Raw genomic sequence first — 25,887 nt, 5'->3', positions numbered from 1 at the left:
CCTCCCCGCGGTGGATGCGGGGTGTTGGAGCTCCGGCCTACTCTGTGCACGGCGTGTGAACCGCGCCCTGCCTGGGGAGGCACCGTGCTCATAAAACTCCTACTGCGATATCTCGCGCCCTATCGTTGGTGGCTGCTGGCTCTGCTGGTCTTCCAGTTCGCCTCCGCCATGGCGTCGCTCTACCTGCCGCGTCTGAACGCCGACATCATCGACAACGGCGTGGCCCGCGGCGACACCGGCTACATCTGGTCGACCGGCACGATCATGCTGGTGATCTCGCTCGGGCAGATCACCGCATCCGTCATCGCCACCTTCTTCGCCGCCCGTGCCGCGATGTCGGCCGGTCGCGACATCCGTCGTGACGTGTTCCAGAAGGTCAGCGGCTTCTCCGAGCGCGAGGTGTCGCAGTTCGGCCCGGGCTCGCTGATCACCCGCAACACCAACGACGTCCAGCAGGTGCAGATGCTCGCGATGATGGGCTCCACGATGCTCGTCACCGCCCCCCTGTTGGCCATCGGCGGCATCGTGATGGCGGTGCAGCAGGATGTGGGGCTGAGCTGGCTGATCGCGGTGGCGGTGCCCGCGCTGCTGATCGTGGCGGGGCTCATCATCGCCCGCATGGTGCCGCTGTTCCGGCAGTTCCAGAAGAAGCTCGACGCCGTCAACCGCGTCATGCGCGAGCAGCTCACCGGCGTGCGCGTCGTGCGCGCGTTCGTGCGCGAGTCGATCGAGGCCGAGCGCTTCCGCCTCGCGAACACCGACATCATGGTCATCGGACGCAAGGTCGGATCGCTCTTCGTCCTCCTGTTCCCGCTCGCGATGCTGGTGCTGAACGTCACGGTCGTCGGGGTGATCTGGTTCGGCGGCCGTCAGATCGACGCCGGGGGCGTCGAGGTCGGAACGCTCTTCGCCTTCATGCAGTACGTCGGGCAGATCCTCATGGGCGTGCTCATGGCGAGCTTCATGACGATCATGATCCCGCGCGCTGCGGTGTCGGCCGAGCGCATCGGCGAGGTGCTCGACGCCGAGGGAGGGCTCGCCCGACCGGCGCAGCCCGTGACGGTCTTCCCCGCGCCCGGGGCCCTCGAGCTCGACGACGTGTCGTTCAGCTATCCCGGCGCGAACGCCCCCGTGCTGCAGGGCATCTCGTTCCACGCGGCGCGGGGCGAAACGGTCGCGATCGTCGGTTCGACCGGCTCCGGCAAGTCCACGCTCGTCTCGCTCATCCCGCGACTGTTCGACGTCACCGGCGGTGCCGTGCGGGTGGCGGGCGTCGACGTGCGCGAGGCGGATCTCGACCTGCTGTGGAAGGGCATCGGCCTCGTGCCGCAACGTCCCTTCCTGTTCAGCGGAACCGTGGCCTCCAACCTCCGCTTCGGCCGTGAGGATGCGAGCGACGACGAGCTGTGGGAGGCGCTCGAGATCGCCCAGGCGAGGGACTTCGTGTCCGAGATGGCCGGCGGACTCGAGGCGACCATCGCGCAGGGCGGCACCAACGTGTCGGGCGGCCAGCGTCAGCGCCTCGCGATCGCCCGGGCCATCGTGCACCGCCCCGACCTCTTCGTCTTCGACGACTCGTTCTCCGCGCTCGACCTGCGCACCGACGCCAGGCTCCGCCAGGCGCTCTGGGAACGCCTACCGGAAGTGACCAAGATCGTCGTCGCGCAGCGGATCTCGACCGTCACCGGCGCCGACCGCATCGTCGTGCTCGACGGCGGCCGCATGGTGGGTGTGGGCACGCACGACGAACTGCTCGCCGACAACGACACGTATCGAGAGATCGTCGAATCGCAGCTGGGGGTGGACGCATGAGCACGCCCGATGCACTGACCGAAGAAGAGCGCCTCGAACTGGAGCTCGCCGAGCAGGCTCGCCAGAACTCGGGCAGCTGGGACTCCGTCGCACCCGGCAAGGCCGCGAACTTCGGAAAGTCCTTCCTGCGGCTCATCGGGCTGCTGAAGCCCCACGCCCTCGCCTTCACGCTCGTCTCCCTCGCCGGCGCCGCCGGCGTCGTGCTCGCCGTCATCGCCCCGCGCGTTCTCGGCGAGGCGACCAACGTCATCTTCGAGGGCGTCGTGTCCGCGGGTCTGGGCGGTCAGTTCCCCGCGGGCACCTCGCAGGCCGACGTGGTCGCCGCCCTGCAGGCGGCGGGGCAGGGCGACATCGCCAACATCGTCGGAGCCATGCCGAACTTCGCGGTCGGCGCGGGCATCGACTTCGAGCGACTGCGTGTGGTCACCATGGCCGCCCTGGCGATCTACATCGCCTCCGCCGTGCTCACCTGGTTCCAGGGCTACGTCATCAACGTGATCATGGTGCGCACGATGTGGCGCCTCCGTGAGTCCGTCGAGGCGAAGATCAACCGCCTGCCGCTGTCGTACTTCGACCGCGTACAGCGCGGCGAGCTCATCTCCCGCGTCACGAACGACATCGACAACATCACCCAGACGATGCAGCAGTCGCTCTCGACTGTGGTGACGTCGGTTCTGACGGTCGTCGGCGTGCTCGTGATGATGTTCTCCATCTCGTGGCAGCTCGCCCTCGTGGCGCTCGTCTCGCTGCCGCTCATGGCGGTCATCTTCGGCGTCATCGGGCCGAAGTCGCAGAAGTCCTTCGCGCTCCAGTGGCGCAAGGTGGGGCGGCTCAACGCCCGCGTCGAGGAGTCCTTCTCGGGCCACGCTCTCGTCAAGGTCTACGGCCGCGAGGCGGATGCGCGCGAGAAGTTCCAGGCCGAGAACGAGGAGCTGTATCGCGCGAGCTTCCGTGCGCAGTTCCTGTCGGGCATCATCATGCCGGGCATGATGTTCGTCGGGAACCTCACCTACGTGGGCATCGCGGTGCTCGGTGCGTTGATGGTGGCGTCGGGGCAGCTGCGTCTCGGCGACGTGCAGGCGTTCATCCAGTACTCGCAGCAGTTCACGCAGCCGCTGTCGGAGCTGGGTGGGATGGCGGCCGTCATCCAGTCGGGTACCGCATCCGCGGAGCGCGTGTTCGATCTGCTCGACGCCGAGGAGCAGGAGCCCGACTCCGACGACGCACCCGCACCCGCGGGAGGCCGCGGAGTCATCGAGTTCCAGAACGTCGCGTTCTCGTACTCGCCGGACAAGCCCCTCATCACCGACCTGTCGTTCCGCGTCGAGCCGGGACAGACGGTGGCGATCGTCGGACCCACCGGTGCCGGCAAGACCACGCTGGTCAACCTGATCATGCGCTTCTACGAGCTCGACGGCGGCCGCATCCTCCTCGACGGGCAGGACATCGCCGAACTCACCCGCGACGACGTGCGCTCACGCACCGGCATGGTGCTGCAGGACCCGTGGCTGTTCGCAGGGTCCATTCGCGAGAACATCCGCTACGGCCGCGCCGACGCCACCGACGAAGAGGTGATCGAAGCCGCCGTCGCGACTCGCGTCGACCCGTTCGTCCAGACGCTCCCCGACGGGTACGACACGGTGCTCGATGAGGATGCGGCGAACGTCTCCGCCGGAGAGAAGCAGCTCATCACGATCGCCCGCGCGTTCGTGGCGCGTCCCGAGGTGCTGATCCTCGACGAGGCCACCAGCTCGGTCGACACCCGTACCGAGCTCCTGCTGCAGCACGCCATGGCGGCGCTGCGCGAGGGACGCACCTCCTTCGTGATCGCGCACCGGCTCTCGACGATCCGCGACGCCGACCTCATCCTCGTGATGGAGCACGGCGACATCGTCGAACAGGGCACGCACGAGCAGCTCATCGCCGCCGAGGGCGCCTACTGGCGTCTGTACCGCTCGCAGTTCGAGCAGGCGGCCGCCGAGCTGGTCGAGGAGCCCGCCGTGGCGCCGGAGGCGACGACGGATGCGGCGGCCGAGTCGGTGACCGCCGAGGACGTTCCCTCGGCCCCGGTACCGCCGTCGGCGCCGCCCGCGCCGGGCGTTCCCTCCAGCTGAGTCCGGCCGCCCGGTCCGTCGTGACCGGGCGGTCAGGCCGGATCGATGCGCAGGATGTCGGGCGACTCGCCGATCGGCAGGTCGTCGACCGCTCGCAGCGTGCGGGCGAGGGCATCCACGGCCGGGACCGCGGTCTTCACCCGCTCGCGGTCGCCGAAGACCGCCGTCAGCGTGACGAGGTGCGTGCCGATGTCCCACGTGTAGGTCGCGAACGGCGGCGCCTTCGGGTTTGACGGCAGGTCCATCAGCAGGCGTTCACCCGTACCGAGGTGCGGATTGCGGAAGTCCTCGGTGTCGTCGTACTCCATCGGCATCATGGCGCGGGCGGTCCGCAACTGCGGGGTCGCCTCCTGCACCTGCGCGAGCACGACGACGAGTTCGGGGTCGGCGCGCCACATCCACGCCAGGACGCGTCCAGCGGCACGCCTCATGAGCAACGGCGTCGCCTGGCTCACGAGCCAGGCCGCGAAACCGCTGCCGGTACGCTGCTCGGCGCCGGTGGCGAGTGAGCCCTGTGCCATCAGCATCCGCAGCGCCTTCTTGCGGTGACGACGGCCGCGCAACCCCAACGATTCGGTGACGGCGACCCACTGGGTCTCATCGGCGTCGGCCTGCAATCGCATCATGACAACCAGCGTAGGGCGGGGTGCCTCGGTGGCGCTCGGGAGGGCTCCGGTAGACTCGAGATGCCTGCGCACCCCGCATACGACCCCCCAGAGAGGCAGCCACCACACGTGACTACCCCCTCGACGCCCGATGTCCCCGAACCGGCGCCGGATACCGAACGCCCCCTCACGATCGTCATCGGCTGCGACACGTTCGCACCCGACGTGAACGGGGCCGCGCGTTTCGCCGAGCGGCTCGCCGCCGGTCTCGCGAGCCGTGGCCACGACGTGCACGTCGTCGCCCCCGGCCTGAAGTACCGCACGTACCCGCCGGCGACCGAGGTCATCGAGGGCGTGCCGGTCACGGTGCACCGCCTCCCCGCCGTGCGCTGGAAGCCGCACGACTGGCTCCGTTTCGTCTGGCCGTGGCGCTCGAAGCACTACGCGCGACAGGTGCTCGACAGCGTGAAGCCGGACGTCGTGCACATTCAGTCGCACATCGTCATCGGTCGCGGTCTCGCGCGCGAGGCGCGTAAGCGGGGCATCCCGGTCGTCGCCACCAACCACGTCATGGCCGAGAACATCCTCGACTTCACGACGCTGCCGCCCGTGCTCGACAAGGTCTTCGTCAAGCTCGCGTGGGACGACGCGTCGCGCACCTTCCACATGGCGCGCGCGGTCACGACCCCCACGCGCCGTGCGGCCGACTTCCTCGAGGCCACGATCGACATCCGCGGCGTGATCCCGATCAGTTGCGGCATCGACGCCTCCGGGTACACGGCCGATCTGTCGCCGCGCGACGAGAACCGCATCCTGTTCGTCGGGCGCCTCACCACCGAGAAGCACGTCGACACCCTGCTGCAGGCCGTGACCAAGCTCGACCCCGCGCTCAACGCCACCGTCGAGGTCGTCGGCGGGGGTGACCAGCGCAAGTCGCTGGACGCGCTCGTGCAGCAGCTGGGTCTCGCCGATCGTGTGACGTTCCACGGTCGTGTGGAAGAGGAGGAGCTGCGCCGCATCCTCACTCGCGCGACGGTGTTCGCGATGCCCTCGATCGCCGAGCTGCAGTCGATCGCGACGATGGAGGCGATGGCGTCGGGTCTTCCCGTCGTGGCCGCCGACGCGCTTGCCCTCCCGCACCTCGTGCACGACGGCGAGAACGGCTGGCTGTTCCGGCCGCAGAACGCCGACGATCTCGCCGAGAAGCTCACGCGGGTGCTCACCGCATCCCCCGAGGAGTATCGCGCGATGCAGGAGGCGTCCCTGAAGGGGGTCGAGATCCACGACATCGCGCGCACCCTCGACACCTTCGAGAAGCTCTACCGGGGCCAGCCGGTCGCGCCGTGACGGCAGCCGAGCCGCTGCGGCTGTTCTTCGACGCGCGGTACATCCGCACGGACTTCCACGACGGCATCAGCCGCTACTCCGCGGAGCTCGCGGCAGCGGTGGCGGCTGCCGCGGCGGATGCGGGCGTCGAGGTCACGTTCCTCGTGCACGACGCGCGCCAGATCCCGCTGCTCCCGGACGCGGCGCAGACGCTGGCGATCCATGCGCCGACCTCGTGGCGTGAGCCCTTCACCGCACGGCTGCTCAACCGCTTCGCGCCGGATGTCGTCTTCTCCCCGATGCAGACCATCGGTACCGGTGGACGTCGATTCCGTGTCATCCTCACGCTGCACGACACGATCTACTACCGCCACCGCACGCCGCCGAAGGACCTGCCCGCCCCCGTGCGGCTCGGGTGGCGCCTGTTCCACTTCAGCTACCTTCCGCAGCGCCTGACGCTCAACGCGGCGGATGTGGTCGCCACGGTCAGTGAGACGAGCAAGCGGCAGTTCGCGGCCGTGAGACTCACGTCGCGCCCCGTGGTCGTGATCCCGAACGCGCCGCAGCGCCTCGCCGACCGTCTCGACGGTGCCGCGGTCGACGCGAGCGGGCCCGTGCGCAATGTCGTCTACATGGGCTCGTTCATGCCGTACAAGAACGTGGCGAACCTCGTGCGCGCTATGGCATCGCTTCCCGGCCGCACTCTGCACCTGCTCAGCCGGATCTCTGCCGAGCGCCGCGCCGAGCTCGAGGCGATCACGCCCGACGGCGCCGACATCGTGTTCCACAACGGCGTGAGCGACGAGGATTACGCGCGCCTCCTCGCGGACCGGGCGGTGCTCGCGACCACCAGCCTCGACGAGGGCTACGGCCTGCCCATCGCCGAGGCGCTGGAGCTGGGTGTTCCCGCCGTCGTCACCGACCTCGAGATCTTCCGCGAGGTGGCCGGAGACGGCGCCCTGTACGTCGATCCGCACGACCCGCGGACGTTCGCCGCGGCCGTCGCCGAGCTGGACGATCCCGATGTGCGCGCCGCGACCATCGCCGCCGGACGGGAGCACGTGGCGCGGTTCTCCTGGGGGCGCTCGGCCCGCATCCTGCTCGACACCGTGCGCGCGATGACCCCGCACCCCCGCGCCGCGCGCGACTGACCCGCCTCCCGGCGGTCGGTCCCGGAATCACGCGCGGGCGGCGGTGCTGACGTGTTCGAGGGAGGCGACGTGCGATGTTTCGGGCGCCGTGGTCGCGACTCGGGTCCCTCGAACGCGGGTCGAAGGTACCTCGCTGGTCGAGGGGGCCACGGAGGATGAGGGGGCGACGGGCTCGTCGCGGTCCGGGAGGCGGCTCCAGTCGGTGCGCACCGGGCCGTAACCGTCTCGCGCGACGGCGATGACGGTGGCGACGATGGCCACGATCGAGAGGATGCCGAGGACGATGAGTGCGATCATGGCAGAAAAGCTACGTGTTGTGAGATCGTGCCACGACTGGCAGAATTGCCCATGAGCGCATTAATCCTGCCAACCACGGAGGGCCCATGAGAACCGTCGCCGTCGTCGTCCAGCACGGGTTCACCCCGTTCGAATTCGGACTCGCATGCGAGGCGTTCGGCCTCGATCGCACCGACGACGGCATCCCGATGTTCGACTTCCGCGTCTGCGCCATCGAACCGGGCGCGATCATGTCCAACCTCGGCTTCTCGATCAACGTCGAGCATGATCTGTCGTTCGCGGACGAGGCCGATCTGGTAGTCGTCACTCCCGTGCCCCGCGACACCTGGGGCACGATCGACGCGCGGCTCGCAGACGTGCTGCGCCGGGCGGAGCGCCGCAACGCCTGGCTGCTGAGCGTGTGCAGCGGGTCGTTCGTGCTCGCCGCATCCGGTGTTCTCGACGGACGCCGCGCGACGACGCACTGGAAGTACACCGACCGGATGTCCGAGCTGTTCCCGAGCCTCGACATCGACCCGGACGTGCTCTACGTGCAGGACGGGAAGGTCATCACGAGCGCGGGGACGGCGGCAGGACTGGACGCGTGCCTGCACCTGCTTCGACAGGAGCTCGGCGCAGAGATGACCAACACGATCGCGCGCCGCATGGTCGTGGCGCCGCAGCGCGAGGGCGGGCAGGCGCAGTTCATCTCGCGACCTCTCGCGCAGACGGCGTCGCTCTCGCTCGCCCCGGTGACGGAGTGGATGGTGCAGAATCTGCGCCAGGATCTGACGGTCGAGCAGCTCGCGGCGAAGGCGCACATGTCACCTCGCACCTTCGCGCGGCGTTTCAAAGCCGACCTGGGTGCCACGCCGGCATCCTGGCTGGCCCGCCAGCGGGTGCTGCACGCGCAGCGCCTGCTCGAGCAGACCGACTACGGGCTCGACCGCATCGCCGCCGAGTGCGGGTTCGGGTCCGCGGCCGTGCTGCGGCAGAACTTCACGCGCGTGCTGGCGACGACGCCGACCGCCTATCGCTCCCGGTTCGCGTGCCCGGTCGATGAGGTGGTCGCCGCCGTCGCATGATCGTCGCGCTGAGCGGCAGGCTGCTGCGTCTCAGTTGATCAGGCGCAGGATGCTGCGGTTGCGGTACAGCTCGCCCTTGGCGGCGGCGCGTGCGCCGATGACCGCGAAGATGACGCCGACGATCCACACGAGCCCGCCCACGGGCACGTTGATGATGAACGCCAGGATGCCGGCCGCGACCATCCCGAGGAAGACCGTGATCTGCAGGTTGAGCGCCTCTTTGGCCTGCTCGTAGAGGTTCGAGCCGGTCCCGCGCTGGACGAGGAAGACGATGAGGCTGGGGATGAACGAGAACAGGATGCCGCCCAGGTGCGTCAGCACGGCCGGGGTGTGCGAAGTGGAGCCGGTCTCAGCGGTGGGCTGGGGCGTGGAGGTCATGGGGGGATGTTCCTCTCTGAGTGCGGATGCGGGTGCGCCCGACGGGTAGCGGGCCGACGCGAGAGTACGGTCCCATCGGCGGGCCGGGGGTGCATCGCTGAGTGATCGTCACCTCCGGCGCCGCAGGATTGACGTCCGCGGTGTCGGAGCGCGAGCATCGGAAGCGGATGGGACCGCCCATCGTCGTGATCGCGCACCACCGCGGCGAAGGGAGGAGCCCCGCATGCCCCACAGTCTGAGCCGGCCGACGCCGGTCACCCGCCTGCGGCGGCTTCCCGTGCAGGAGCGCTCGAACGAGCGGGTGGAGGGACTGCTGCGCGCTGCCGCATCCGTCGTCGACCGGGTGGGATCGATCGAGCTCACGCCCGCCCTCGTCGCAGAGGAGGCGCACACCTCGGTCGGCACCGTCTACCGATACTTCCCGGATGCGAGAGCCGTCATCGTCGCGCTGGGTGAACGCAACTTCCAGCTGCTGCGCCGTCTCATCGCCATGGCCCTCGCGCAGCCGCACCCGGACGGGCAGAGCGTGTTCCACGCGCTGGTGCGGTCGCTTCTCACGGCGTACCGCACCATCCCGTCATTCCGAGCGATCCGCACCGCGGGATGGCTGCTCGTGGACATCCCGGCCCGTGATTCTCCCGCCGACCTCACGATCCTCGACGACGTCGTGGTTGCGCTCGAGCGCCAGGACGCCGTGGCGCTGACGCCGCATGCGCGCGCAGCGCTCGGGCGCGCGTTCGTGGTGGTCGACGCCCTCGTGCTGGCGGCGTTCCAGCGAGACGCGGCGGGCGACCCCGAGACGCTCCACCTGGCCGTGCGGCTCGGGATGCGGGAGGCGGCGGCCGCCTTCGCTCAGGCGGTCGTCGCGGAACGGCTGGATGCGGCTCCGCTCGCGGACTGATCGCCGACGCCGCTTCGCCGCAGCCGCCCCGCGAGGGCCACGCCGCCGAGGGCGGCGACGGTCGGCGCAACGACGGACAGCGCGATCGTGAGCAGCTGTGCGGCGAGCGGCATGGGCGTGATCACGCCCGTCGCGTACGACACCGCGACGCTCGCGGCTCCGGCGACGATGCCACCGCACACATGCAGCACGAGCGTCCACCGGCGGTATCGCGTGACGAGGAACGGCAGCTCGCAGGCGGCGCCCCACCAGAGGGTCGCGAGGATGACGTAGGCGCCCTGGGGACTGAAGGGCGTCATCGCCAGTCCCGCGACGAGACCCGTGAGAACCCCGACGCCCGGGCGGCGAAGCAGCGCCAGCGCGAGTGTCGCGGGCGCGGCCCAAAGTCCGGCGAGGATGTACGCCGACGGCGGGAACACCGGGATCAGGAGCTTCGCGGTGAGGTTCGCGACCGTCAGGAGCACGGCGGCGGCAGCGCCGATCGCGGCGCAGCTGAGGAGCACGCGGGTCGTCAGGGGCATGCGTGAGGCTCGGCGGATCACCGCAGCACCGTAGCCGCTGCGTCGACCGCGCGGGCGGCTACGTGACGAACACTCATCTGCGGTGCCCTCTGGTGCCCGAAGGCCCTCGGTGATAAACTTGAGCCTGTGAGACTCAAGTTTGAGTCCCGGAGATTTCAGGAGAACACATGAACGCCACACAACAGCCCGGGCAGGAGGAGTCGCAAAGCGCCCTCGAGCAGTTCGGCATCAACCTCACCGAACGCGCTCGCCAGGGCAAGCTCGACCCCGTCATCGGACGCGACAGCGAGATCCGGCGCGTCAGCCAGGTGCTGACCCGCCGCACCAAGAACAACCCCGTCCTCATCGGCGAGCCCGGCGTCGGAAAGACCGCCGTGGTCGAGGGCCTCGCGCAGCGCATCGTCGCCGGTGACGTCGCCGAGAGCCTCAAGAACAAGGAGCTCGTCTCCCTCGACATCTCCGCGCTGGTGGCAGGCGCCATGTACCGCGGCCAGTTCGAGGAGCGCCTCAAGAGCGTCCTCAAGGAGATCACCGAGTCCGACGGGCGCATCATCACGTTCATCGACGAGCTCCACGTGCTCATGGGTGCGGGCGGCGGCGAGGGCTCCGTGGCCGCATCCAACATGCTCAAGCCGATGCTCGCGCGCGGTGAGCTGCGGCTGATCGGTGCGACGACCCTCGACGAGTACCGCGAGTTCATCGAGAAGGATGCGGCCCTCGAGCGCCGTTTCCAGCAGGTTTACGTGGGCGAGCCCACGGTCGAGGACACCGTCGCCATCCTTCGCGGGCTGAAGGAGCGCTACGAGGCCCACCACAAGGTGGCCATCGCGGACGGCGCGCTGGTCGCGGCCGCCGCGTTGTCGAACCGCTACATCCCGTCGCGGCAGCTGCCTGACAAGGCGATCGACCTGATCGACGAGGCCGCGTCGCGTCTGCGCATGGAGATCGACTCCGCGCCGCTGGAGATCGATGAGCTGCGTCGCCACGTCGACCGACTGAAGCTCGAGGAGCTCGCGCTCAAGAAGGAGAAGGACGCGGCCTCGAAGGAGCGCCTCGAGAAACTCCGCGAGGACCTCCGCGTCGAGCAGGAGCGCCTCGGTGAACTGCAGGCGCGGTGGGAGCACGAGCGCGCCTCGCTCAACCGCGTCGGTGAACTCAAGACCCGACTGGATGCGGCGCGCATCGATGCCGAACGCGCGCAGCGCGAGGGCAACCTCGAGCGCGCGTCGCGGCTGCTGTACGCCGAGATCCCCGCGCTGGAGCGCGAGCTCGGGGTGGCCGAACAGGCGGAGTCGACCGGCGACCGGATGGTGAACGACCAGGTCACCGACGAGGACATCGCCTCGGTGATCGCGGCGTGGACCGGCATCCCGGTGGGGCGTCTGCTGCAGGGCGAGAGCGAGAAGCTCGTGCATCTGGAGGCCGAGCTCGGCAAGCGTCTGATCGGTCAGAAGGAGGCCGTGAAGGCGGTCTCGGATGCGGTGCGCCGCTCGCGTGCGGGCATCAGCGACCCGAACCGTCCCACGGGCTCGTTCCTGTTCCTGGGGCCCACCGGCGTCGGCAAGACCGAGCTCGCGAAGGCCCTCGCTGAGTTCCTCTTCGACGACGAGCACGCCATGGTGCGCATCGACATGTCGGAGTACGGCGAGAAGCACTCCGTCTCGCGCCTGGTCGGCGCTCCTCCCGGCTACATCGGCTACGAGCAGGGCGGTCAGCTGACCGAGGCCGTGCGTCGCCGTCCCTACTCCGTCGTGCTGCTCGACGAGGTCGAGAAGGCGCATCCGGAGGTCTTCGACGTGCTGCTGCAGGTCATGGACGACGGGCGTCTCACCGACGGCCAGGGGCGCACCGTCGACTTCCGCAACGTCATCCTGATCCTCACCTCGAACCTCGGCTCACCGATCCTGATCGATCCGATGCTGACGATCGAGCAGAAGCGCGAGCAGGTGCAGGTGCTGCTGCGGCAGGCCTTCCGTCCCGAGTTCCTCAACCGCCTCGACGACATCGTGATGTTCCAGGCGCTGAGCCAGGACGACCTCGCGCAGATCGTGGAGCTGTCGGTGGATGCGCTGCAGCGCCGGCTGAAGGACCGTCGACTCACGCTCGCGGTCACCCCGGACGCCCGCGCGTGGCTCGCCGAGCGCGGCTACGACCCGGTGTTCGGCGCCCGGCCGCTGCGCCGGCTCATCCAGTCCGAGATCCAGGACCGCCTGGCGATGGCGATCCTCTCGGGCGGCGTGCACGACGGCGACGTCGTGCGGGTGGACGTCGCCGCCGACGGTTCGCAGCTCGTACTGACGAGCGCGGGCTCGGCCGTATCCGAGTCCGCCTCGGACGATGACGACGTCATCGAGGCCGAGCTGCTCGACGACTGATCGACCGAAAGGGAGGCCCCGCATCCCGATGGATGCGGGGCCTCCCCCGTTCTCAGAGGATGCCGGCGAAGGCCCAGACTCCGGTGACGATGAGCGTCGCGATGGCGGTCCACATCGTGATGGCGATGGCCTGCCACACCAGGATCCGTCCCTTGGCGACGCCGGCCCCTGCGAGCATCGCGGAGGTGAGCTGCGTCGGAAGCAGCAGCGGTCCGAGCAGGCTCACGCCCGGCACTCCGTAGCGCACGAAGGCGCGCTGGAACTTCTCGCGGCGCGGCGAGGTCTCGGGAACCTGACCGCCGGCGGTGGCGACGCGCCCGGAGGTCACGGCGGAGCGGACGCCCGCCCCCAGGAGCACCACGATCGCCACGCAGACGAAGTTGCCGACGGCGGCGGCCACGGCCGCGACGATCGGGTGGATTCCGCCGACGATGCCGATGACGGTCGCGCCCTCGCCCTCGACGAACGGGACGGCGCCCGCGAGTGCGACGATCAGCGGCTGCACCAGCTCGGGGACGGCGGCGATGAGGTTCTGGAATCCTGCGATGAGATCGTGCATGTCGGCTCCGTCAGTGGTGGCGTGCTCGGTCGGGGGAACATCTCCATCCCACCGGGCACGGGCCGTCGCCGGCAGTGCCACCACGTCACCTCCGGCGGGGAGGAAAGGGCAGCTCGGGCATGACTTTTGTCATGCCCGTAGCCTGGTCGGCGTGAGCGCTTCATCACCTCCGGCCGCTGCCGAGCCCGCCGTCGGTCGCGGCGTGCGCGCGACGTGGTGGTACACGTTCTCGTCCGCTGTGTTCTTCGCCGTCGGCACCCTGACGGTGTGGGCCATTCCGACGTGGGTCACCGCGTCCGCCGCGGAGCTGGTCGTGTTCGTGGCCGCATCCGTCGCGTGGCTCGTGGCGTTCGTCATGACGGGTCTGGACTACTTCCGGGCGGATGCGGCGGGAAGCCGCCGCTGGGTGCGCTTCGCCGCGTTCGCTCTCGGTGCTGCGGCTGCCATCGCGGTCGGGCTCGTGACCGGGAGCATCACGCTGGCGCTGGCCCTGGTGGGAGCGCTCGTGTGCACCCTGCCGTGGCCGAGGGGCGTGCGGGCCCGGGTCACGGGGCTCGTCACCGTCGTGCTGGCCGCCGTCGCGGTGATCGAGTACCTCCGCGCCGTCGACGGCGAGGCGACCCTCGTCTACGGCCCGATCTTCGTGCTCTTCATGTTCCCCGTGGCGTTGCCGATCACCGTCGTCAGCATGCTCTGGTGGTGGGACATCGTGCGCGAGCTCGACCGCGCCCGCCTCACCGAGGCGAAGCTCGCCGCGACCCAGGAACGGCTGCGCCTGGCGAGCGACGTGCACGACCTGCAGGGCCACCATCTGCAGGTCGTCGCGCTGCAGCTCGAGCTCGCCGAACGCCTGAGCGCCGACCCGCCCGCCGCCCTCGAGCACATCCGTGCCGCGCGCCGCGAGGTGGACGAGGCGCGCGTGGGCACGAGGGCGCTCGCCGCGCGCTTCCGCGGCGTTCCGCTCCCGGATGAGCTGGCCAACGCCGCAGACCTCCTGCGCGCGGCGGGTCTCGAGGTCGAGCTCGCCGTGAGCCCGGATGCGGCGGGCGCGCCGAGCGACACGCTCGGCCCTGTCGTGCGCGAGAGCACGACCAACATCCTCAAGCACGGCGGCGGACGCTTCGCGCGGCTCTCGTTGGAGCGTGACGCGGGCGGCTGGCGGTACCGGGCCGAGAACGATCGCGGCGACACGGCCGCCGGCCAGGGTACGGGGATCGACGGCATGGCGGCTCGTCTCGCCGAGGCGCAGGGAGCGCTCTTGACCGAGTCCGACGGTGACGTGTTCGTCCTGGACGCGCACGTGCCGACGGGGGTCGGAGCATGATCCGGGTGCTCCTCGCCGACGACGAGGACATGATCCGCACCGCGCTCGCCGCGCTGCTGCGCCTGGAGCAGGACATCGAGGTGGTCGGTGAGTGCGTCGACGGAGAGCAAGCGGTCGCTGCGGCGCTGCGCCTGCAGCCCGACGTGTGTCTGTTCGACGTCGAGATGCCGGGCCTGGACGGCATCGACGCGGCCGCGCGGGTGCGCAAGCAGACGCGCTCGCGGGTCGTCGCGGTGACGCGGCACGCGCGACCGGGCGTGCTGCGGCGTGCGCTGCAGGCGGGCGTCGACGGGTTCCTGCCGAAGTCCCGGCCGGCGCAGGACGTCGCCGACGTCATCCGCCAGGTCGCCGCGGGGCGCCGGTACGTCGATCCGGAGATCGCCGCCGATGCGCTCGCCGACGAGCGGAGCCCTCTCACCGATCGGGAGCTCGACGTGCTGCGGGCCGGGTCCGAGGGGCAGACGATCGCCACGATCGCCCGCACCCTGCACCTGTCGCCCGGCACCGTGCGCAACCACGTCTCCTCCATCCTCGGCAAGCTGCACCTCGAGACGCGACAGCAGGCGCTGCTGCGCGCGCAGGAGCGCGGCTGGATCTGAGGGGGCGGGTGCGCCGCATCCTTCATCAGGAGAGCGCCACGGCGCAGGATGATCCTTTGCGAATCGTCCTGTGGGAGGGAGATCTCCTGATGAGGGGGCGCCGCTACGCTCGACGGGTGACGGATGTGGCCGAGGCGTACGACCGGCGGGCCGCCGAGTACACGCGGGTTCTGGGGACGATGGCAGCCGTCCATCCCTCCGACCGCCGGCTGGTCGAGACCTGGGCCGCCGGCGTCCGCGGCCGGGTCCTGGATGCGGGATGCGGCCCCGGCCACTGGAGCGCGCACCTCGCCGAGCGCGGGCTCGACGTGCGGGGCATCGACCTGACGCGGGAGTTCGTCGAGACGGCCCGAACGGACCACCCCGGCATCCGATTCGATCTCGGGACCGTCGACGCAATCGACGAGCCGGACGCGGCGTTGGGCGGCATCCTCGCGTGGTTCTCGACCATCCACCACGCGCCGGCGGTGATCGACGTGCCGTTCGCCGAGTTCGCGCGGGTGCTGCGCCCCGGCGGCACGCTCGTGCTCGGGTTCTTCGACGCGGATGCCCTCGAACCGTTCGATCACGCGGTCGTCGGCGCGTGGCGCTGGCCCGCCGCGGAGCTGGAACGGCGGCTCGAGCGTGCGGGGTTCGAGATCGTCGAGACGCACCGACGCGCGACCCGGGGCGAACGCCCGGTCGGTGCGATTCTGTGCCGACGGCCGGATGCGGTGTAGACAGGAACGATGCCATCCCCGCAGTCGCTCGACGACGCCGACCGCCGGCTGGTCGCGGCCTGGGCGGCGGAGTGCGCCGAGCGCGTGCTCGCCCTGTTCGAGGCGGAGGCCCCCGGTGACGACCGGCCCCGCGAGGCCATCGCGCGTGCCCGGGCGTACGCCCGCGGCGAGCTGGATGCGGCGGGGGAGATCAAGCGACGGTTCGTCGCCGGTCGGGCGGCGCACGCGGTGACCGGCGCCGCGGCGATCGCGGCCGCCCGCTCCGCGGCGCAGGCGGCCGGCGTCGCGCACATGGGGGCGCACGCGCTGGGGGCGGCCGCCTATGCCGCGGTGGCGGCGGATGCGGCGATCCCCGGTTCGTTCGACGGCGAGATCGACGGGCAGCTCGCTCTTCTCGCCCCCGATGCGCGCGCTGCGCTGCGCCTGCTCCCGGCCGTCGGTGGCGATGCATCGGGCCCGCTGGTCGCGGGTGGTCTGCTGGCGCGGGGGCGTCTAGGCGAGGCGATCTCCCGCATCCAGGCGCAGATCACCGCGGCCGGATGAGCGGCGCGTCGTCGTCAAGCCGCGCCGCGACACGGACGCGGCGGCTTACGGTCGGAGCATGACCCGTGCCCTGGCGACCGTGCGCGCGCTGTGGGCGTCCACGCATCCGGGGCCTGCGCTGGTCGTCACGGTGCTCACCCTGGCGCTCGGTGTCTCGGCCGGACTCGACGCATGGCGCATCGCGCTGCTGACGGTCGCCGTCTTCGCGGGGCAGGTCTCGATCGGGCTGTCGAACGACGCGATCGACGCGGGCCGCGACCGTGCCGTGGGTCGCACCGACAAGCCGCTCGCACGCGGCGACGTGAGCCTGCACACCGCCTGGGTCGTGGCGGCCGCATCCGCCGCCGCCGCCCTCCTGCTGTCCGCGCCGCTCGGAGCGGGGCTCCTGGCCGCCCAGGCGGTGACGATCGCCTCGGCGTGGCTGTACAACGCGCCGCTGAAGGCGACGCCGTTCTCGATCGTGCCGTTCCTCGTCAGCTTCGGGCTCCTGCCGTCGCTCGCGACCCTCTCGGCCGCGGAGCCGGCGCTCGCCGCGCCGTGGGCGAGCGCCGCCGGAGCGTCACTGGGGGCGGCGGTGCACCTGGCCAATGTGTTGCCGGACCTCGATGACGATCAACGCACCGGCATCCGCGGGCTGCCCCATCGGATCGGCGCGCGGTGGTCGGGTGCCCTGGCGGGCGTCGGGATCATCGGCGGCGCCGCGGCCGTCCGACTCGGGCCGGCGAGGGATGCGGTGCCGATCGTGTCGTGGGTCTTCTTCGCCGCCGTGGTCGGCGTGGCGGTCGTGGCCGTGGGCTGCGCGTGGGCCCGTCGCCCCGGGCGCATCGTGTTCCGCCTCGTGATGGGCGCCGCGCTGCTGCTCGCCGTGCAACTCGTGGCGACCGGCGGCTCGCTCACCGCCTGAGCCGTTCTATCCGGCGCACTCCCGCGATTCGTCCGTGATGATCCAGGATGCGGCGTCGCGGTGCATCACGACGGTGCCGCAATCGCCGGACGCGCCGTAGGTGACGAACAGCGTGGCGTCGGTGGCCGTCTCGGACTGCACCTGCACGTCGACGTCGGCGCTCTGGCCGGTCGCGCGGTAGAGCTCCGAGGTCGCCTGGATCATCTCCTCGCAGGTGCTGAGAGCGAGCCCGTTCTGGTTCAGCTCGGCGAGCATCCGCTCCGCCAGGGCCGGCGACAGCGCCGCGCACGCCGCAGCGGGATCGGGGGTGCGCGTGGCCGCAAACCACGCGCGGAAGCTCTCGACGGGGCCGTCGGCGGTGTCGGCGGATGCCGCGGGAGCGGGAGTCGCAGAGGGCGCCTGCGTGGCGATCGGGTTCGACGACCCGGCCGGCTCGGCCGGGTCGTCCGGCGCCGCGGTGCACGCCGTCAGCACCAGCGCAGCCGCGGCCAGGGTCAACGCGCCGAGGATTTTGAACCGTCGCATGCTCACGGATGAATGCTGTCAGATCGGCTCGCGCGCTGCTGGTGCCTGTGGGAAAGATCAGCGGGCGTCGGCATCGAAGCCCATCGCGTAGGCGCGCGTGAGCACGGCCCCGGCGGGGCTGCTCAGCAGCATTTCGAGCGCCGTACCGCGGATGCGGTGGGCCACCGCGCCGGCCGGACGGCCGAGTGCGGTGTTCACGCTCGCCATCCCGGCCGCGAGCCGCGCGGAGCGCACACGGCGGCGTTCCCATCGGTCGAGCGCGGGGGAGGCGAGAGAGCCGGTGCGGAGCGCCTCTGCCACCAGCGGGGCGAGCGTCGCCGCATCCAAGAGACCGAGGTTCATACCCTGCCCGCCGATCGGGCTCACCTCGTGAGCCGCGTCACCCACGACCACGAGACCGCCCCGACGCAGGCGCGGAGCGACGAGGCGCCGCACCCGGAAGGAGGTCACGACCTCCATGCGGTCGGCGGCCTCCGCCTCGCCGCGCTCGTGCAGTGCGCGCCGCATCCGTTCGTATCGGGCGTGAGGCTCGTCCGGGCCGCCGCCGGCGTCGTGCAGGACGAAGCGGCGGGCGGAGCCGGGCAGCGGGAAGGACTCCATGACGCCGGCGGCGTCGAGCCGGATCACCGCCACCGGGTCCGACGCGGCCAGCGAGGTATCGGTCATGAGATAGCGGTCGCGGTACTCGTGAACCCTCAGGGCGGCGGGGCGGTAGGCCAGCTCCCGGCCATCCCAGCCGCCGGCCACGATGACCACCCGCGCGGTGAACTCGCGGCCCTCGATCGAGCGGACCCGCATCCGGTCGCCCTCGCGCTGCACGGCGGCCACCGCGACGCCGCGCTCGACGGGGCCCGCGAGATCGGCCAGCACGGTCTCCGTCACGCGCTGGGGGAGCGTCGCGACGAACGGGAAGCGGGCGGACAGGCGACGGAAGTCGACCGCGCCGACCAACCGGCCGTCGGCGCGCGCCTCCCCGCGCTCGACGCGCACCGCGTCGGCGAGCAGGCGCTCCGTCGCACCGGAGGCTTCGAGCGCGGCGAGTGTGGGCGGATGGATGCCGATCGCCCTCGTGCCGTCGCCGGGACCGGGACGCCTCTCGAGCGTGATGACATCGACGCCGAGTCGGCGCAGCTCCGCCGTGAGGAGCAGTCCGACCGGCCCGGCGCCGACGACGATGACCTCAGGCACGGGGGTCCCTCACTGCCAGCACGCGGAAGCGGGCGGGGCGCTCCACCCGCCAGCCGCCGGGCAGCCGCGACGCGAGCTCGGCAGCCCGATAGCTGCGCCGAATCGAGCGGAGTCCGTCGGTACGCAGGAAGGTGCCCGGGGCCAGCGGCAGGATGCCGACGCCGTAGAGCGCGTACGCCAGGCGCCCGCGCTCGATGTCGCCGTGCAGGACGAGCCCCGTCGAGAGCGCGGCGGAGTCGTCGACGAACGCGGCCAGTTCCGCCGTATCCAGGTGGTGCAGCACGTGGTTCGAGAGCACCGCGTCGAAGCGCTCGCCGCTCTCGCGCAGAGCGTCCGAGCCGGTGCAGCGGAAGGACACATCGGATGCGGCACGCGCGGCCGCGGCCTCGATGGCGCGCGTGTCGGGGTCGGCGCCGACCCACTGCACCCGCAGCCCGTCGGCGCGGGCGAGGGCTGCGAGGTGCGCCGCGACATCCCCGCCGCCGCATCCCAGATCCAGCACGCGTGCCGGGCGTCCGAGGCCGGACAGATACGGACGGAGCGTCCGCCGGTAGACGCCGGTCCACCCCGCGACCAGCCGGTTCACGAGACCGAAGCGGCGGTAGGTCGCCGCGAGCAGCCGCGGGTCGCAGTCCGGGTCGTCCATCAGCTCGCGGAGCGACGCGTCGCGCTCCGCCAGCTTCACGCCTCGCCTCGCACGAGCAGACGCCCGGACTCGACGGTGAGCCCCGGCCCGAAGGCCAGAAGTCCCAGGGTGGTTCCGTCGGCGAGGGCGGGGTCGCGCCGCATCCGGTCGAGGATGAACAGCACCGTCGCGCTGGACATGTTGCCGAACGCGCGGAGCACCTCGCGCGACGGTGCCATCTGCTCCTCGGTGAGTCCCAGCCCGGTGGCCACCCGGTCCAGCACGCTGCGTCCGCCCGGATGGATCGCCCAGGCCGTGGCTCCGTCGAGGTAGGCGACCGCGTCGGCGACCTCGCGCCCCACGATGCGGGGCACCTCGGCGGTGAGCGTCATCTCGAAGCCGTGGTCGCCGATGGTCCACACCATGTCGTGCTCGCCGTCGTCGCTGAGCGCCGTGCGGAACTCGTCCAGCTCGAACCGACGCCCCGCGTGCTCGCGCGAGGTCACGACGGCGGCCGCGGCGCCGTCGGCGAAGAGGGATGCGGCGACGATCTGCTCCGGGTCGTCGCTGACCCGCAGGTGCAGGGAGCACAGCTCGGCGCACACGACGAGGACGACCGCGCCCGGCTGGGCCACGGCGATGCGATGGGCCGCCCGCAGCGCGGGGACCGCGGCCGCGCAGCCGACGAAGCCGTGGTGGTAGCGCTCGGTTTCCGGGCGCAGCCCCAGGTCGCGCACGAGCAGCATGTCGGGACCGGGGGCGAACAGTCCGGTGCAGCTGACGGTGATGACGTGCGTCACCTCCCCGGCGGCGACTCCGGCGTCGGCCAGGGCCGCTCTGCCCGCCCGCGCGAACAGGTCGGGCGCGAGGCGGCGGAACTCGGCGTTGCGCGCGGAGGTGCTCGGGTCGAGCAGCAGGTCGCCCTCGCGCACCACGAGAGCCTCGGGCGGGGCCTCGCCGGTGAGGGACGCCAGTACGGTGTGGCGCGTCTCGATGGCCGCCGCGTCGAACGCGGCGCCGAGGATCCGCTGCGCCCGGCGGTCGAGACCGGGCTGCATGAGGAAGAGGTCGCGGATCTGCGACTGGGTGAGCCGGGTGTCCGGCACAGCCGTGCCCACTCCGACGATGCTCGGGACCATGTCTCACGATAGGCACGTCGTGCCCCGAGGTCGCGCAGGCTGGTGCCCGGATGTGGCGGCGTCTAGAGTGCCGTGCCCCGCTGTTGCGCGCCCGCCGGGCCGGCCCCCGCATCCACGACGGATGCGTCGCCCGAAAACCACAGCTCGCCTGTCTCAGATCGAGCGCGGAGCGTCGATCTGAGACAGGCGAGCGGGGCGTGGCGGGGAACCACGGGGTGCGGGCTGGGGTGCCGCTCACGCGGGAGAGACCGGGCGCCGGAAGGGCCACGCGCACGGGCGCTGCGGAGTGCCGCGGGGAGCGGATCAGTCGTTGACGACGACCGACTCCTCGATGGGACGGCGGACGCGAGGGGCGCGCTCGCCGTCACGGGCGAACTCCGGGGCGTCCTCGATGGTGCCGAGGTTGCCGACGGCCATGATCGAGAAGGGCGTGAACTCGGGGGCGAGCTCGAAGGCCTCGGTCACCGCGGCCGCGTCGAAGCCGGTCAGCTGGTGGGTGTACAGGCCGTTGGCGTGCGCCTGCACGGTGAAGTGCGCGGCGGCCTGGCCGAGGTCGTAGAACGCGGAGGGGAACTGGTGCTCGCCGCGCGAGGTCTCGGCGACGAAGACGACGAGTGCGCCGGCGGGGGCGGCCCACGCCTGGTTGAATTCGACCATGCTGGCGACGACCTTGGCGTGGGTCTCGGTGCCGCGGCGGGCCACGATGAAGCGCCACGGCTGGTTGTTGTAGGCGGAGGGCGACCAGCGGGCGGCCTCGAGCGCGCCGCGCAGGGCGTCCTCGTCGATGGGGGTCACGCTGTCGTAGGCGCGGGTGCTCCAGCGCTGCGAGAGCACGTCGAGAATGGGCGCGTCGGTGGGCGCGGTGCGGTCGAGAGTGTCAGACATGAGGATCTCCTCGGGGTCGAATATGCGGGGGGACGTCATCGGCCCGATCCATGCAACGGTATACAGAGGTGGAATGTTCCCGGATCCGCGCCGGGTGTGAATGTGGAAAGAACTTCACCAAGCGCACCGCACGGTCCCGGCATCCGGCGTCCTACCGTGGATGCATGATGATCGCGACAGCCGATGTGTACGACGAGCGGGGTGAGCAGCTCGACTCGCTCGCGCTGCAGCTGCGAGACCTCGGGGGACGGCAGGCGTTCGACGGCCCCGTCCGCACGGTGCGCTGCCACCGCGACAACGCCCTCGTGAAGGCGGTGCTGCAGACGCCAAGAGACGGCGCCGTACTGGTCGTGGACGGCGGCGGTTCGCTGGAGTCCGCGCTGGTCGGAGACATCATCGCAGGCGCCGCGGTCGACAACGGCTGGGCCGGCATCATCGTCTTCGGCGCCGTCAGGGACGCGGCCGTGCTTGCGACCCTCCCGCTGGGAGTGAAGGCGCTCGGCACGAACCCCCGCAAGAGCGCCAAAGACGGCGTCGGCGAGGTCGACGTGCCCGTCGAGATCGCGGGCGTCGTGTTCGCGCCCGGCCACCACGTGTGGGCCGACGCTGACGGCGTGCTCGTCGAGCGCTGAACCCGCATCCGCCCTCGACAGCCGCGCGTCGTGGGAGCAAGCTGGGGCGTGACGATCGAGGGGGATCACGATGTTCACACCGGATGCCGCGTTCAGCGGCTTCAGCATCGACGACACGGATGCGGCCCGCACGTTCTACGCGGATGTCCTCGGCCTGACGGTCGTCGACAACCCCATGGGCTTCCTGGAGCTCGAGCTCTCGTCGGGAGCGCGCGTGCTGTTGTACACGAAACCGAATCATGAGCCGGCGAGCTACACCGTGCTGAACTTTCCCGTGACCGATATCGACGCGGCCGTCGACGACCTCCGCGCTCGGGGGGTGGAGACGAAGATCTACGCCGACGAGGAGTTCGCCACCGACGAGAGGGGCATCATGCGCGGCGGTGGGCGGGGCCCCGACATCGCGTGGTTCACCGACCCTGCGGGGAACGTGTTGGCGGTGCTGCAGCCCTGACGCGGCTCAGGGCAACTGCGGCCAGGTGGCCGGGCCCGCGGACCCTGCCCGGTACTCGTCTAGCGGCGTCTCGCCGCGTCGCCATGCATCAAGCACGGGCTGCACGATGCGCCAGCACTGCTCGGCCGCGTCGCCGCGGACGGCGAGAGCCGCATCCTGGTCGAGGATGCTGGAGAGCACCTCGCTGTAGGCAAGGAGTGCGCCGTCGCCGAGCGTCACCTCCACGTCCTCCCGCACGAGGGAGAACGGTTCCTCGTTGCCGTTGACGTTGAGCCCGAGCGAGATCTTGTCGGGACCCAGCGAGAAGCGCAGGGTGGAGCCGGGGGCGTGTCCGGTGAAGCCCGCCGGCAGATGACGCACCGGCCGGAACGTCAGCACGATCTCGGTGTCCTTGTGTCCGAGCGCCTTGCCCGAACGCAGGGTGAAGGGAACCCCCTCCCACCGTGCGGTGCGCACCTCCAGAGTGACCTCCGCGAGCGTCTCGGTCTGGCGGGCGGGGTCGACGCCCGGCTCGTCGGCGTAGGCGGGGAGCTCTTCGTCGCCGACAGTGCCTGCGGTGTAGCGGGCGCGGCGGGCGGAGCGCACGGCGTTGTCCTCCCACAGCGATGTCGCCCGGAGAGCGGCCGCGGTCGCATCACGCAGGTCCGTCTCGTGCAGGGTGGCCGGGGGCTCCATCGCCACGATCGCCATGACCTGCAGCAGGTGGCTCTGGATCATGTCGATCAGGGCGCCCGCCTGGTCGTAGTAGCCGGCGCGATCCTCGAGTCCGAGCGTCTCGTCGAAGCGGATGACGACGGACTCGACGTCCTCCGCGGACCACGCCGGCTCGAACAGCCGGTTGGCGAAGCGCAGCCCCAGGACGTTGAGCACCGTGGAACGACCGAGGAAGTGATCCACGCGGAAGATCTGGTTCTCGGGCACGACACGGCGCAGGGTCTCGTTCAGCGAACGGGCGCTCGCCTCGTCCGTGCCGAAAGGTTTCTCGAGCGCGAGGGTGAGCCCCTCGGGGATGTCCATGCCCGCGAGCTGCTCGCACGCGGCCTCGGCGACCTGGGGCGGAACGGCGAAGTAGAACACCGGTCGGCCTTCGACCGCATCCAGCACGCTCTTCAGGTCTTTCGCGTTCGTCGGATCGGCGACGATGTACTGCGCATCCGCGACCAGACGGTCGACCGCCTCTCCGTGGCCGTCGCCGACGCCCGCCTTCAGCAGGTCGCGCCACTGCTTGTCGCTGAGCTCCCGACGGGCGGCGCCGAGCAGGTGCACGGTGCGGCCGGGTTCTCGATCCAGCAGCTGAGCGAGTGCGGGAAGCAGCAGCCGGGACGTGAGGTCGCCGGTCGCGCCGAAGATGACGAGTGTGGTGTCGGTCACGCAGGCCACGTTAGTCCCCGCTATGAGTTGCCGCGCCGGACGCGGCGCGGGCTCCACGACACGGCATGATCGGAGCATGAGCGTCCCGATCGAGGACTACGCCGTCCTCAGCGACTGCCGCACCGCCGCCCTGGTCTCGCGCGAGGGCAGCATCGACTGGTTCTGCGCACCGCGGTTCGACTCCGCATCCGTCTTCGGCGCGATTCTCGGCGGGAACGAGCAGGGCGCGTGGCATCTGAGACCGGAGGATGCGGATGCCGTCGCGAGCCGGCGCTACGACGGCGGCACCTTCGTGCTCGTGACCCGGTGGGAGAGCGCGAGCGGCGTCGCCGAGGTGCACGACTTCCTGCCCATCGACGGAGGACGCGTCGACATCGTGCGCCGCATCGTCGGGATCAGCGGGACCGTCGAGTTCACGACGCATCTGCGCATCCGCTTCGACTACGCGCGCGCGATCCCGTGGGTGCGTCAGGTGGGGGATGCGGCGGCTCCCGCGCTCCACGCGATCGCCGGTCCCGACGCGCTCGTCGTCCGCGGCGTCGTGCTCACCCCGCACGGACGGGCGCACCGTGGGCGCGTGAGCGTCACCGCGGGTCAGACAATCGACCTCGTGGCCACCTGGAACGCGTCCTACCTGCCCACGCCGGAACCGCTGGATGTGGATGCGGCGCTCGAGCACACACGAGCCTGGTGGACCGGCTTCGCCGCATCCATCGACCACGACGGACCGCACCGCGACGAGGTCGTGCGTTCTCTCCTCGTCCTGCGGGCGCTGAGCCACCAGGACACCGGCGGCATCGTCGCCGCGGTCACCACGTCGCTCCCCGAGCAGATCGGGGGAGAGCGCAACTGGGACTACCGGTACGTCTGGCTCAGGGACGCGGCCCTCACGCTGGAGGCGCTCGTCGCGCACGGATTCCTCCAGGTCGCCGAGCAGTGGCGGTCCTGGCTGATCCGTGCGATCGCAGGGGATCCGCGCCAGATGCAGATCATGTACGGAGTCGCGGGGGAGCGCGACCTGCCGGAGCGCCAGCTGACGAGCCTGCCCGGCTACGAGGGCTCGGCGCCGGTGCGCGTCGGCAACGGTGCGGTGAACCAGTATCAGGCCGACGTCGTGGGTGAGGTCATGGTGTCGCTCGAGGCGGCCCGTGTCGCGGGGGTGCCCGACGACCCGCTCGCGTGGGCGCTGCAGCGCGCGCTGCTCGACGGTGTCGAGGCCCGTATCGACGAACCCGACAACGGCATCTGGGAGGTGCGCGGCGATCCGCAGCGCTTCACCCAGTCCCGCGCGATGATGTGGGCCGCCTTCGATCGCGGCGTACGTGCGGTGCGCAGGTACGGGCAGGACGGACCGGTCGCGAAGTGGGAGGCGCTGCGCGACCGGCTGCGCGAGGAGATCGACACCCACGGGGTGGATCCCGCATCCGGAGCGTTCGTGCAGCATTACGGCTCGACCGAGGTCGATGCCTCCCTGCTCCTGCTGCCGCAGGTGGGCTTCTGTGAACCGGACGATCCGCGCATGGTCGCCACGGTCGCGCGCATCGAGGCGGAGCTCATGCCCGACGGGCTCGTGAACCGCTATCGCACGCAGACCGGCGTGGACGGGCTGGCGGGCGGCGAGCATCCGTTCATCGCGTGCACGTTCTGGCTCGTGGAGCAGTACGCGCGGGTGGGACGGGTCGACGACGCGCAGGCGCTCATGGACCGCGCCTGCGCGACCGCCAACGATCTGGGGCTGTTCTCCGAGGAGTACGACCCCGCAGCCCGCCGGCAGATCGGCAACACGCCCCAGGCACTGTCGCACCTCGCTCAGGTGCGAGCGGCCGATGCGATGGGCGGGCACGGCGGCCGCGCCGCCCATCGCACCTGAGGCCGC

At 71.0% G+C, this 25,887-nt stretch carries 26 protein-coding genes; 15 read left to right on the top strand and 11 right to left on the bottom strand.

All coding sequences use genetic code 11. The features are described 5' to 3' along the window. Positions 1–84 precede the first annotated feature (84 nt). Positions 85–1,812 carry an ABC transporter ATP-binding protein gene (locus tag LXM64_RS15345; protein WP_234073973.1) on the top strand — a complete coding sequence of 576 codons (1,728 nt, stop codon included), beginning with the start codon at positions 85–87 and terminating at the stop codon, positions 1,810–1,812. Further along, on the top strand, positions 1,809–3,926 hold the full coding sequence (locus LXM64_RS15340; RefSeq protein ID WP_234073972.1) for an ABC transporter ATP-binding protein: 2,118 nt from the start codon (positions 1,809–1,811) through the stop codon (positions 3,924–3,926). Before LXM64_RS15345 ends, LXM64_RS15340 begins: the two co-directional genes overlap by 4 nt. A 32-nt stretch (positions 3,927–3,958) precedes the next feature. Here LXM64_RS15340 and LXM64_RS15335 read toward each other — a convergent pair whose 3' ends face one another. Continuing rightward, positions 3,959–4,552, bottom strand: coding sequence for a hypothetical protein (locus tag LXM64_RS15335; RefSeq protein WP_137418636.1), 594 nt, complete (start codon positions 4,550–4,552; stop codon positions 3,959–3,961). A gap of 108 nt (positions 4,553–4,660) precedes the next feature. On the opposite strand from LXM64_RS15335, the gene LXM64_RS15330 reads away from it, so the two are divergent. Continuing rightward, positions 4,661–5,878, top strand: coding sequence for a glycosyltransferase (locus tag LXM64_RS15330; protein ID WP_234073971.1), 1,218 nt, complete (start codon positions 4,661–4,663; stop codon positions 5,876–5,878). A gap of 14 nt (positions 5,879–5,892) precedes the next feature. After that, complete coding sequence (locus tag LXM64_RS15325) at positions 5,893–7,008, top strand: glycosyltransferase family 4 protein (RefSeq protein WP_234075495.1); 1,116 nt, start codon at positions 5,893–5,895, stop codon at positions 7,006–7,008. Positions 7,009–7,035: 27 nt separating this feature from the next. Here the strand turns inward: LXM64_RS15325 and LXM64_RS15320 are convergent, their stop codons facing one another. Then, a complete protein-coding gene (locus tag LXM64_RS15320; protein ID WP_234073970.1) occupies positions 7,036–7,305 on the bottom strand; it encodes a hypothetical protein in 270 nt (89 codons plus the stop codon). 86 nt (positions 7,306–7,391) lie between these two features. On the opposite strand from LXM64_RS15320, the gene LXM64_RS15315 reads away from it, so the two are divergent. After that, positions 7,392–8,369: a helix-turn-helix domain-containing protein gene (locus LXM64_RS15315; RefSeq protein WP_234073969.1), complete on the top strand. Its 978-nt coding sequence runs from the start codon at positions 7,392–7,394 to the stop codon at positions 8,367–8,369. Between the two features lie 30 nt (positions 8,370–8,399). On the opposite strand, the gene LXM64_RS15310 is transcribed toward LXM64_RS15315, so the two are convergent. Further along, positions 8,400–8,747: a DUF4870 domain-containing protein gene (locus LXM64_RS15310; RefSeq protein ID WP_234073968.1), complete on the bottom strand. Its 348-nt coding sequence runs from the start codon at positions 8,745–8,747 to the stop codon at positions 8,400–8,402. Between the two features lie 223 nt (positions 8,748–8,970). On the opposite strand from LXM64_RS15310, the gene LXM64_RS15305 reads away from it, so the two are divergent. Further along, entirely contained in the window at positions 8,971–9,648 is a 678-nt protein-coding gene (locus LXM64_RS15305; RefSeq protein ID WP_234073967.1) for a TetR/AcrR family transcriptional regulator, read from the top strand. On the opposite strand, the gene LXM64_RS15300 is transcribed toward LXM64_RS15305, so the two are convergent. Beyond that, a complete protein-coding gene (locus LXM64_RS15300) occupies positions 9,600–10,169 on the bottom strand; it encodes an ECF transporter S component (protein WP_234073966.1) in 570 nt (189 codons plus the stop codon). The genes LXM64_RS15305 and LXM64_RS15300 overlap by 49 nt on opposite strands. Positions 10,170–10,336: 167 nt before the next feature. Between LXM64_RS15300 and LXM64_RS15295 the strand changes: the two genes are divergently transcribed. After that, positions 10,337–12,544 (top strand): ATP-dependent Clp protease ATP-binding subunit, encoded by a 2,208-nt coding sequence (locus tag LXM64_RS15295; protein WP_234073965.1) that lies wholly within the window; start codon positions 10,337–10,339, stop codon positions 12,542–12,544. A 52-nt stretch (positions 12,545–12,596) separates the two neighbouring features. Here LXM64_RS15295 and LXM64_RS15290 read toward each other — a convergent pair whose 3' ends face one another. Continuing rightward, positions 12,597–13,103, bottom strand: a complete 507-nt coding sequence (locus LXM64_RS15290) for a small multidrug efflux protein (protein ID WP_234073964.1) — start codon at positions 13,101–13,103, stop codon at positions 12,597–12,599. Positions 13,104–13,254: 151 nt separating this feature from the next. Here LXM64_RS15290 and LXM64_RS15285 point away from each other — a divergent pair, with 151 nt between their 5' ends. The 5 genes from LXM64_RS15285 (at position 13,255) to LXM64_RS15265 (ending at position 17,192) form a co-directional block, all read left to right on the top strand. Then, positions 13,255–14,427, top strand: coding sequence for a sensor histidine kinase (locus LXM64_RS15285; protein ID WP_234073963.1), 1,173 nt, complete (start codon positions 13,255–13,257; stop codon positions 14,425–14,427). Then, positions 14,424–15,026, top strand: a complete 603-nt coding sequence (locus LXM64_RS15280) for a response regulator transcription factor (RefSeq protein ID WP_234073962.1) — start codon at positions 14,424–14,426, stop codon at positions 15,024–15,026. Before LXM64_RS15285 ends, LXM64_RS15280 begins: the two co-directional genes overlap by 4 nt. Before the next feature lie 116 nt (positions 15,027–15,142). Then, a complete protein-coding gene (locus LXM64_RS15275) occupies positions 15,143–15,745 on the top strand; it encodes a class I SAM-dependent DNA methyltransferase (protein ID WP_234073961.1) in 603 nt (200 codons plus the stop codon). 9 nt (positions 15,746–15,754) lie between these two features. Beyond that, positions 15,755–16,288, top strand: coding sequence for a putative immunity protein (locus LXM64_RS15270; protein WP_234073960.1), 534 nt, complete (start codon positions 15,755–15,757; stop codon positions 16,286–16,288). Between the two features lie 58 nt (positions 16,289–16,346). Further along, entirely contained in the window at positions 16,347–17,192 is an 846-nt protein-coding gene (locus tag LXM64_RS15265; RefSeq protein ID WP_234073959.1) for a UbiA family prenyltransferase, read from the top strand. Positions 17,193–17,198: 6 nt separating this feature from the next. Here LXM64_RS15265 and LXM64_RS15260 read toward each other — a convergent pair whose 3' ends face one another. The 5 genes from LXM64_RS15260 to LXM64_RS15240 all read right to left on the bottom strand — a co-directional run bounded on the left by LXM64_RS15260 (position 17,199) and on the right by LXM64_RS15240 (position 21,554). After that, positions 17,199–17,717: a hypothetical protein gene (locus tag LXM64_RS15260; RefSeq protein ID WP_234075494.1), complete on the bottom strand. Its 519-nt coding sequence runs from the start codon at positions 17,715–17,717 to the stop codon at positions 17,199–17,201. A gap of 57 nt (positions 17,718–17,774) precedes the next feature. Further along, entirely contained in the window at positions 17,775–18,905 is a 1,131-nt protein-coding gene (locus LXM64_RS15255; RefSeq protein ID WP_234073958.1) for an FAD-dependent oxidoreductase, read from the bottom strand. Continuing rightward, positions 18,898–19,590: a methyltransferase domain-containing protein gene (locus tag LXM64_RS15250; RefSeq protein ID WP_234073957.1), complete on the bottom strand. Its 693-nt coding sequence runs from the start codon at positions 19,588–19,590 to the stop codon at positions 18,898–18,900. The genes LXM64_RS15255 and LXM64_RS15250 overlap by 8 nt, the downstream gene beginning before the upstream one ends. Then, entirely contained in the window at positions 19,587–20,669 is a 1,083-nt protein-coding gene (locus LXM64_RS15245) for a type III polyketide synthase (protein ID WP_234073956.1), read from the bottom strand. The genes LXM64_RS15250 and LXM64_RS15245 overlap by 4 nt, the downstream gene beginning before the upstream one ends. Before the next feature lie 303 nt (positions 20,670–20,972). Next, positions 20,973–21,554 (bottom strand): nitroreductase family protein, encoded by a 582-nt coding sequence (locus LXM64_RS15240; protein WP_234073955.1) that lies wholly within the window; start codon positions 21,552–21,554, stop codon positions 20,973–20,975. 164 nt (positions 21,555–21,718) lie between these two features. Between LXM64_RS15240 and rraA the strand changes: the two genes are divergently transcribed. Both rraA and LXM64_RS15230 read left to right on the top strand, forming a co-directional pair. After that, on the top strand, positions 21,719–22,186 hold the full coding sequence (gene rraA / locus LXM64_RS15235) for a ribonuclease E activity regulator RraA (protein ID WP_234073954.1): 468 nt from the start codon (positions 21,719–21,721) through the stop codon (positions 22,184–22,186). 70 nt (positions 22,187–22,256) lie between these two features. Further along, on the top strand, positions 22,257–22,640 hold the full coding sequence (locus LXM64_RS15230) for a VOC family protein (protein WP_234073953.1): 384 nt from the start codon (positions 22,257–22,259) through the stop codon (positions 22,638–22,640). A 6-nt stretch (positions 22,641–22,646) separates the two neighbouring features. Here the strand turns inward: LXM64_RS15230 and LXM64_RS15225 are convergent, their stop codons facing one another. Continuing rightward, on the bottom strand, positions 22,647–24,011 hold the full coding sequence (locus LXM64_RS15225) for a glucose-6-phosphate dehydrogenase (RefSeq protein ID WP_234073952.1): 1,365 nt from the start codon (positions 24,009–24,011) through the stop codon (positions 22,647–22,649). 76 nt (positions 24,012–24,087) lie between these two features. Here LXM64_RS15225 and LXM64_RS15220 point away from each other — a divergent pair, with 76 nt between their 5' ends. After that, a complete protein-coding gene (locus LXM64_RS15220) occupies positions 24,088–25,881 on the top strand; it encodes a glycoside hydrolase family 15 protein (protein ID WP_234073951.1) in 1,794 nt (597 codons plus the stop codon). The last annotated feature ends 6 nt before the right edge of the window (positions 25,882–25,887 follow it).

Origin of the sequence: Microbacterium binotii (genome assembly GCF_021398715.1) — a bacterium.
GTDB lineage: Bacteria > Actinomycetota > Actinomycetes > Actinomycetales > Microbacteriaceae > Microbacterium > Microbacterium binotii_A.
This window is presented reverse-complemented; position numbering and strand designations above follow the sequence as displayed.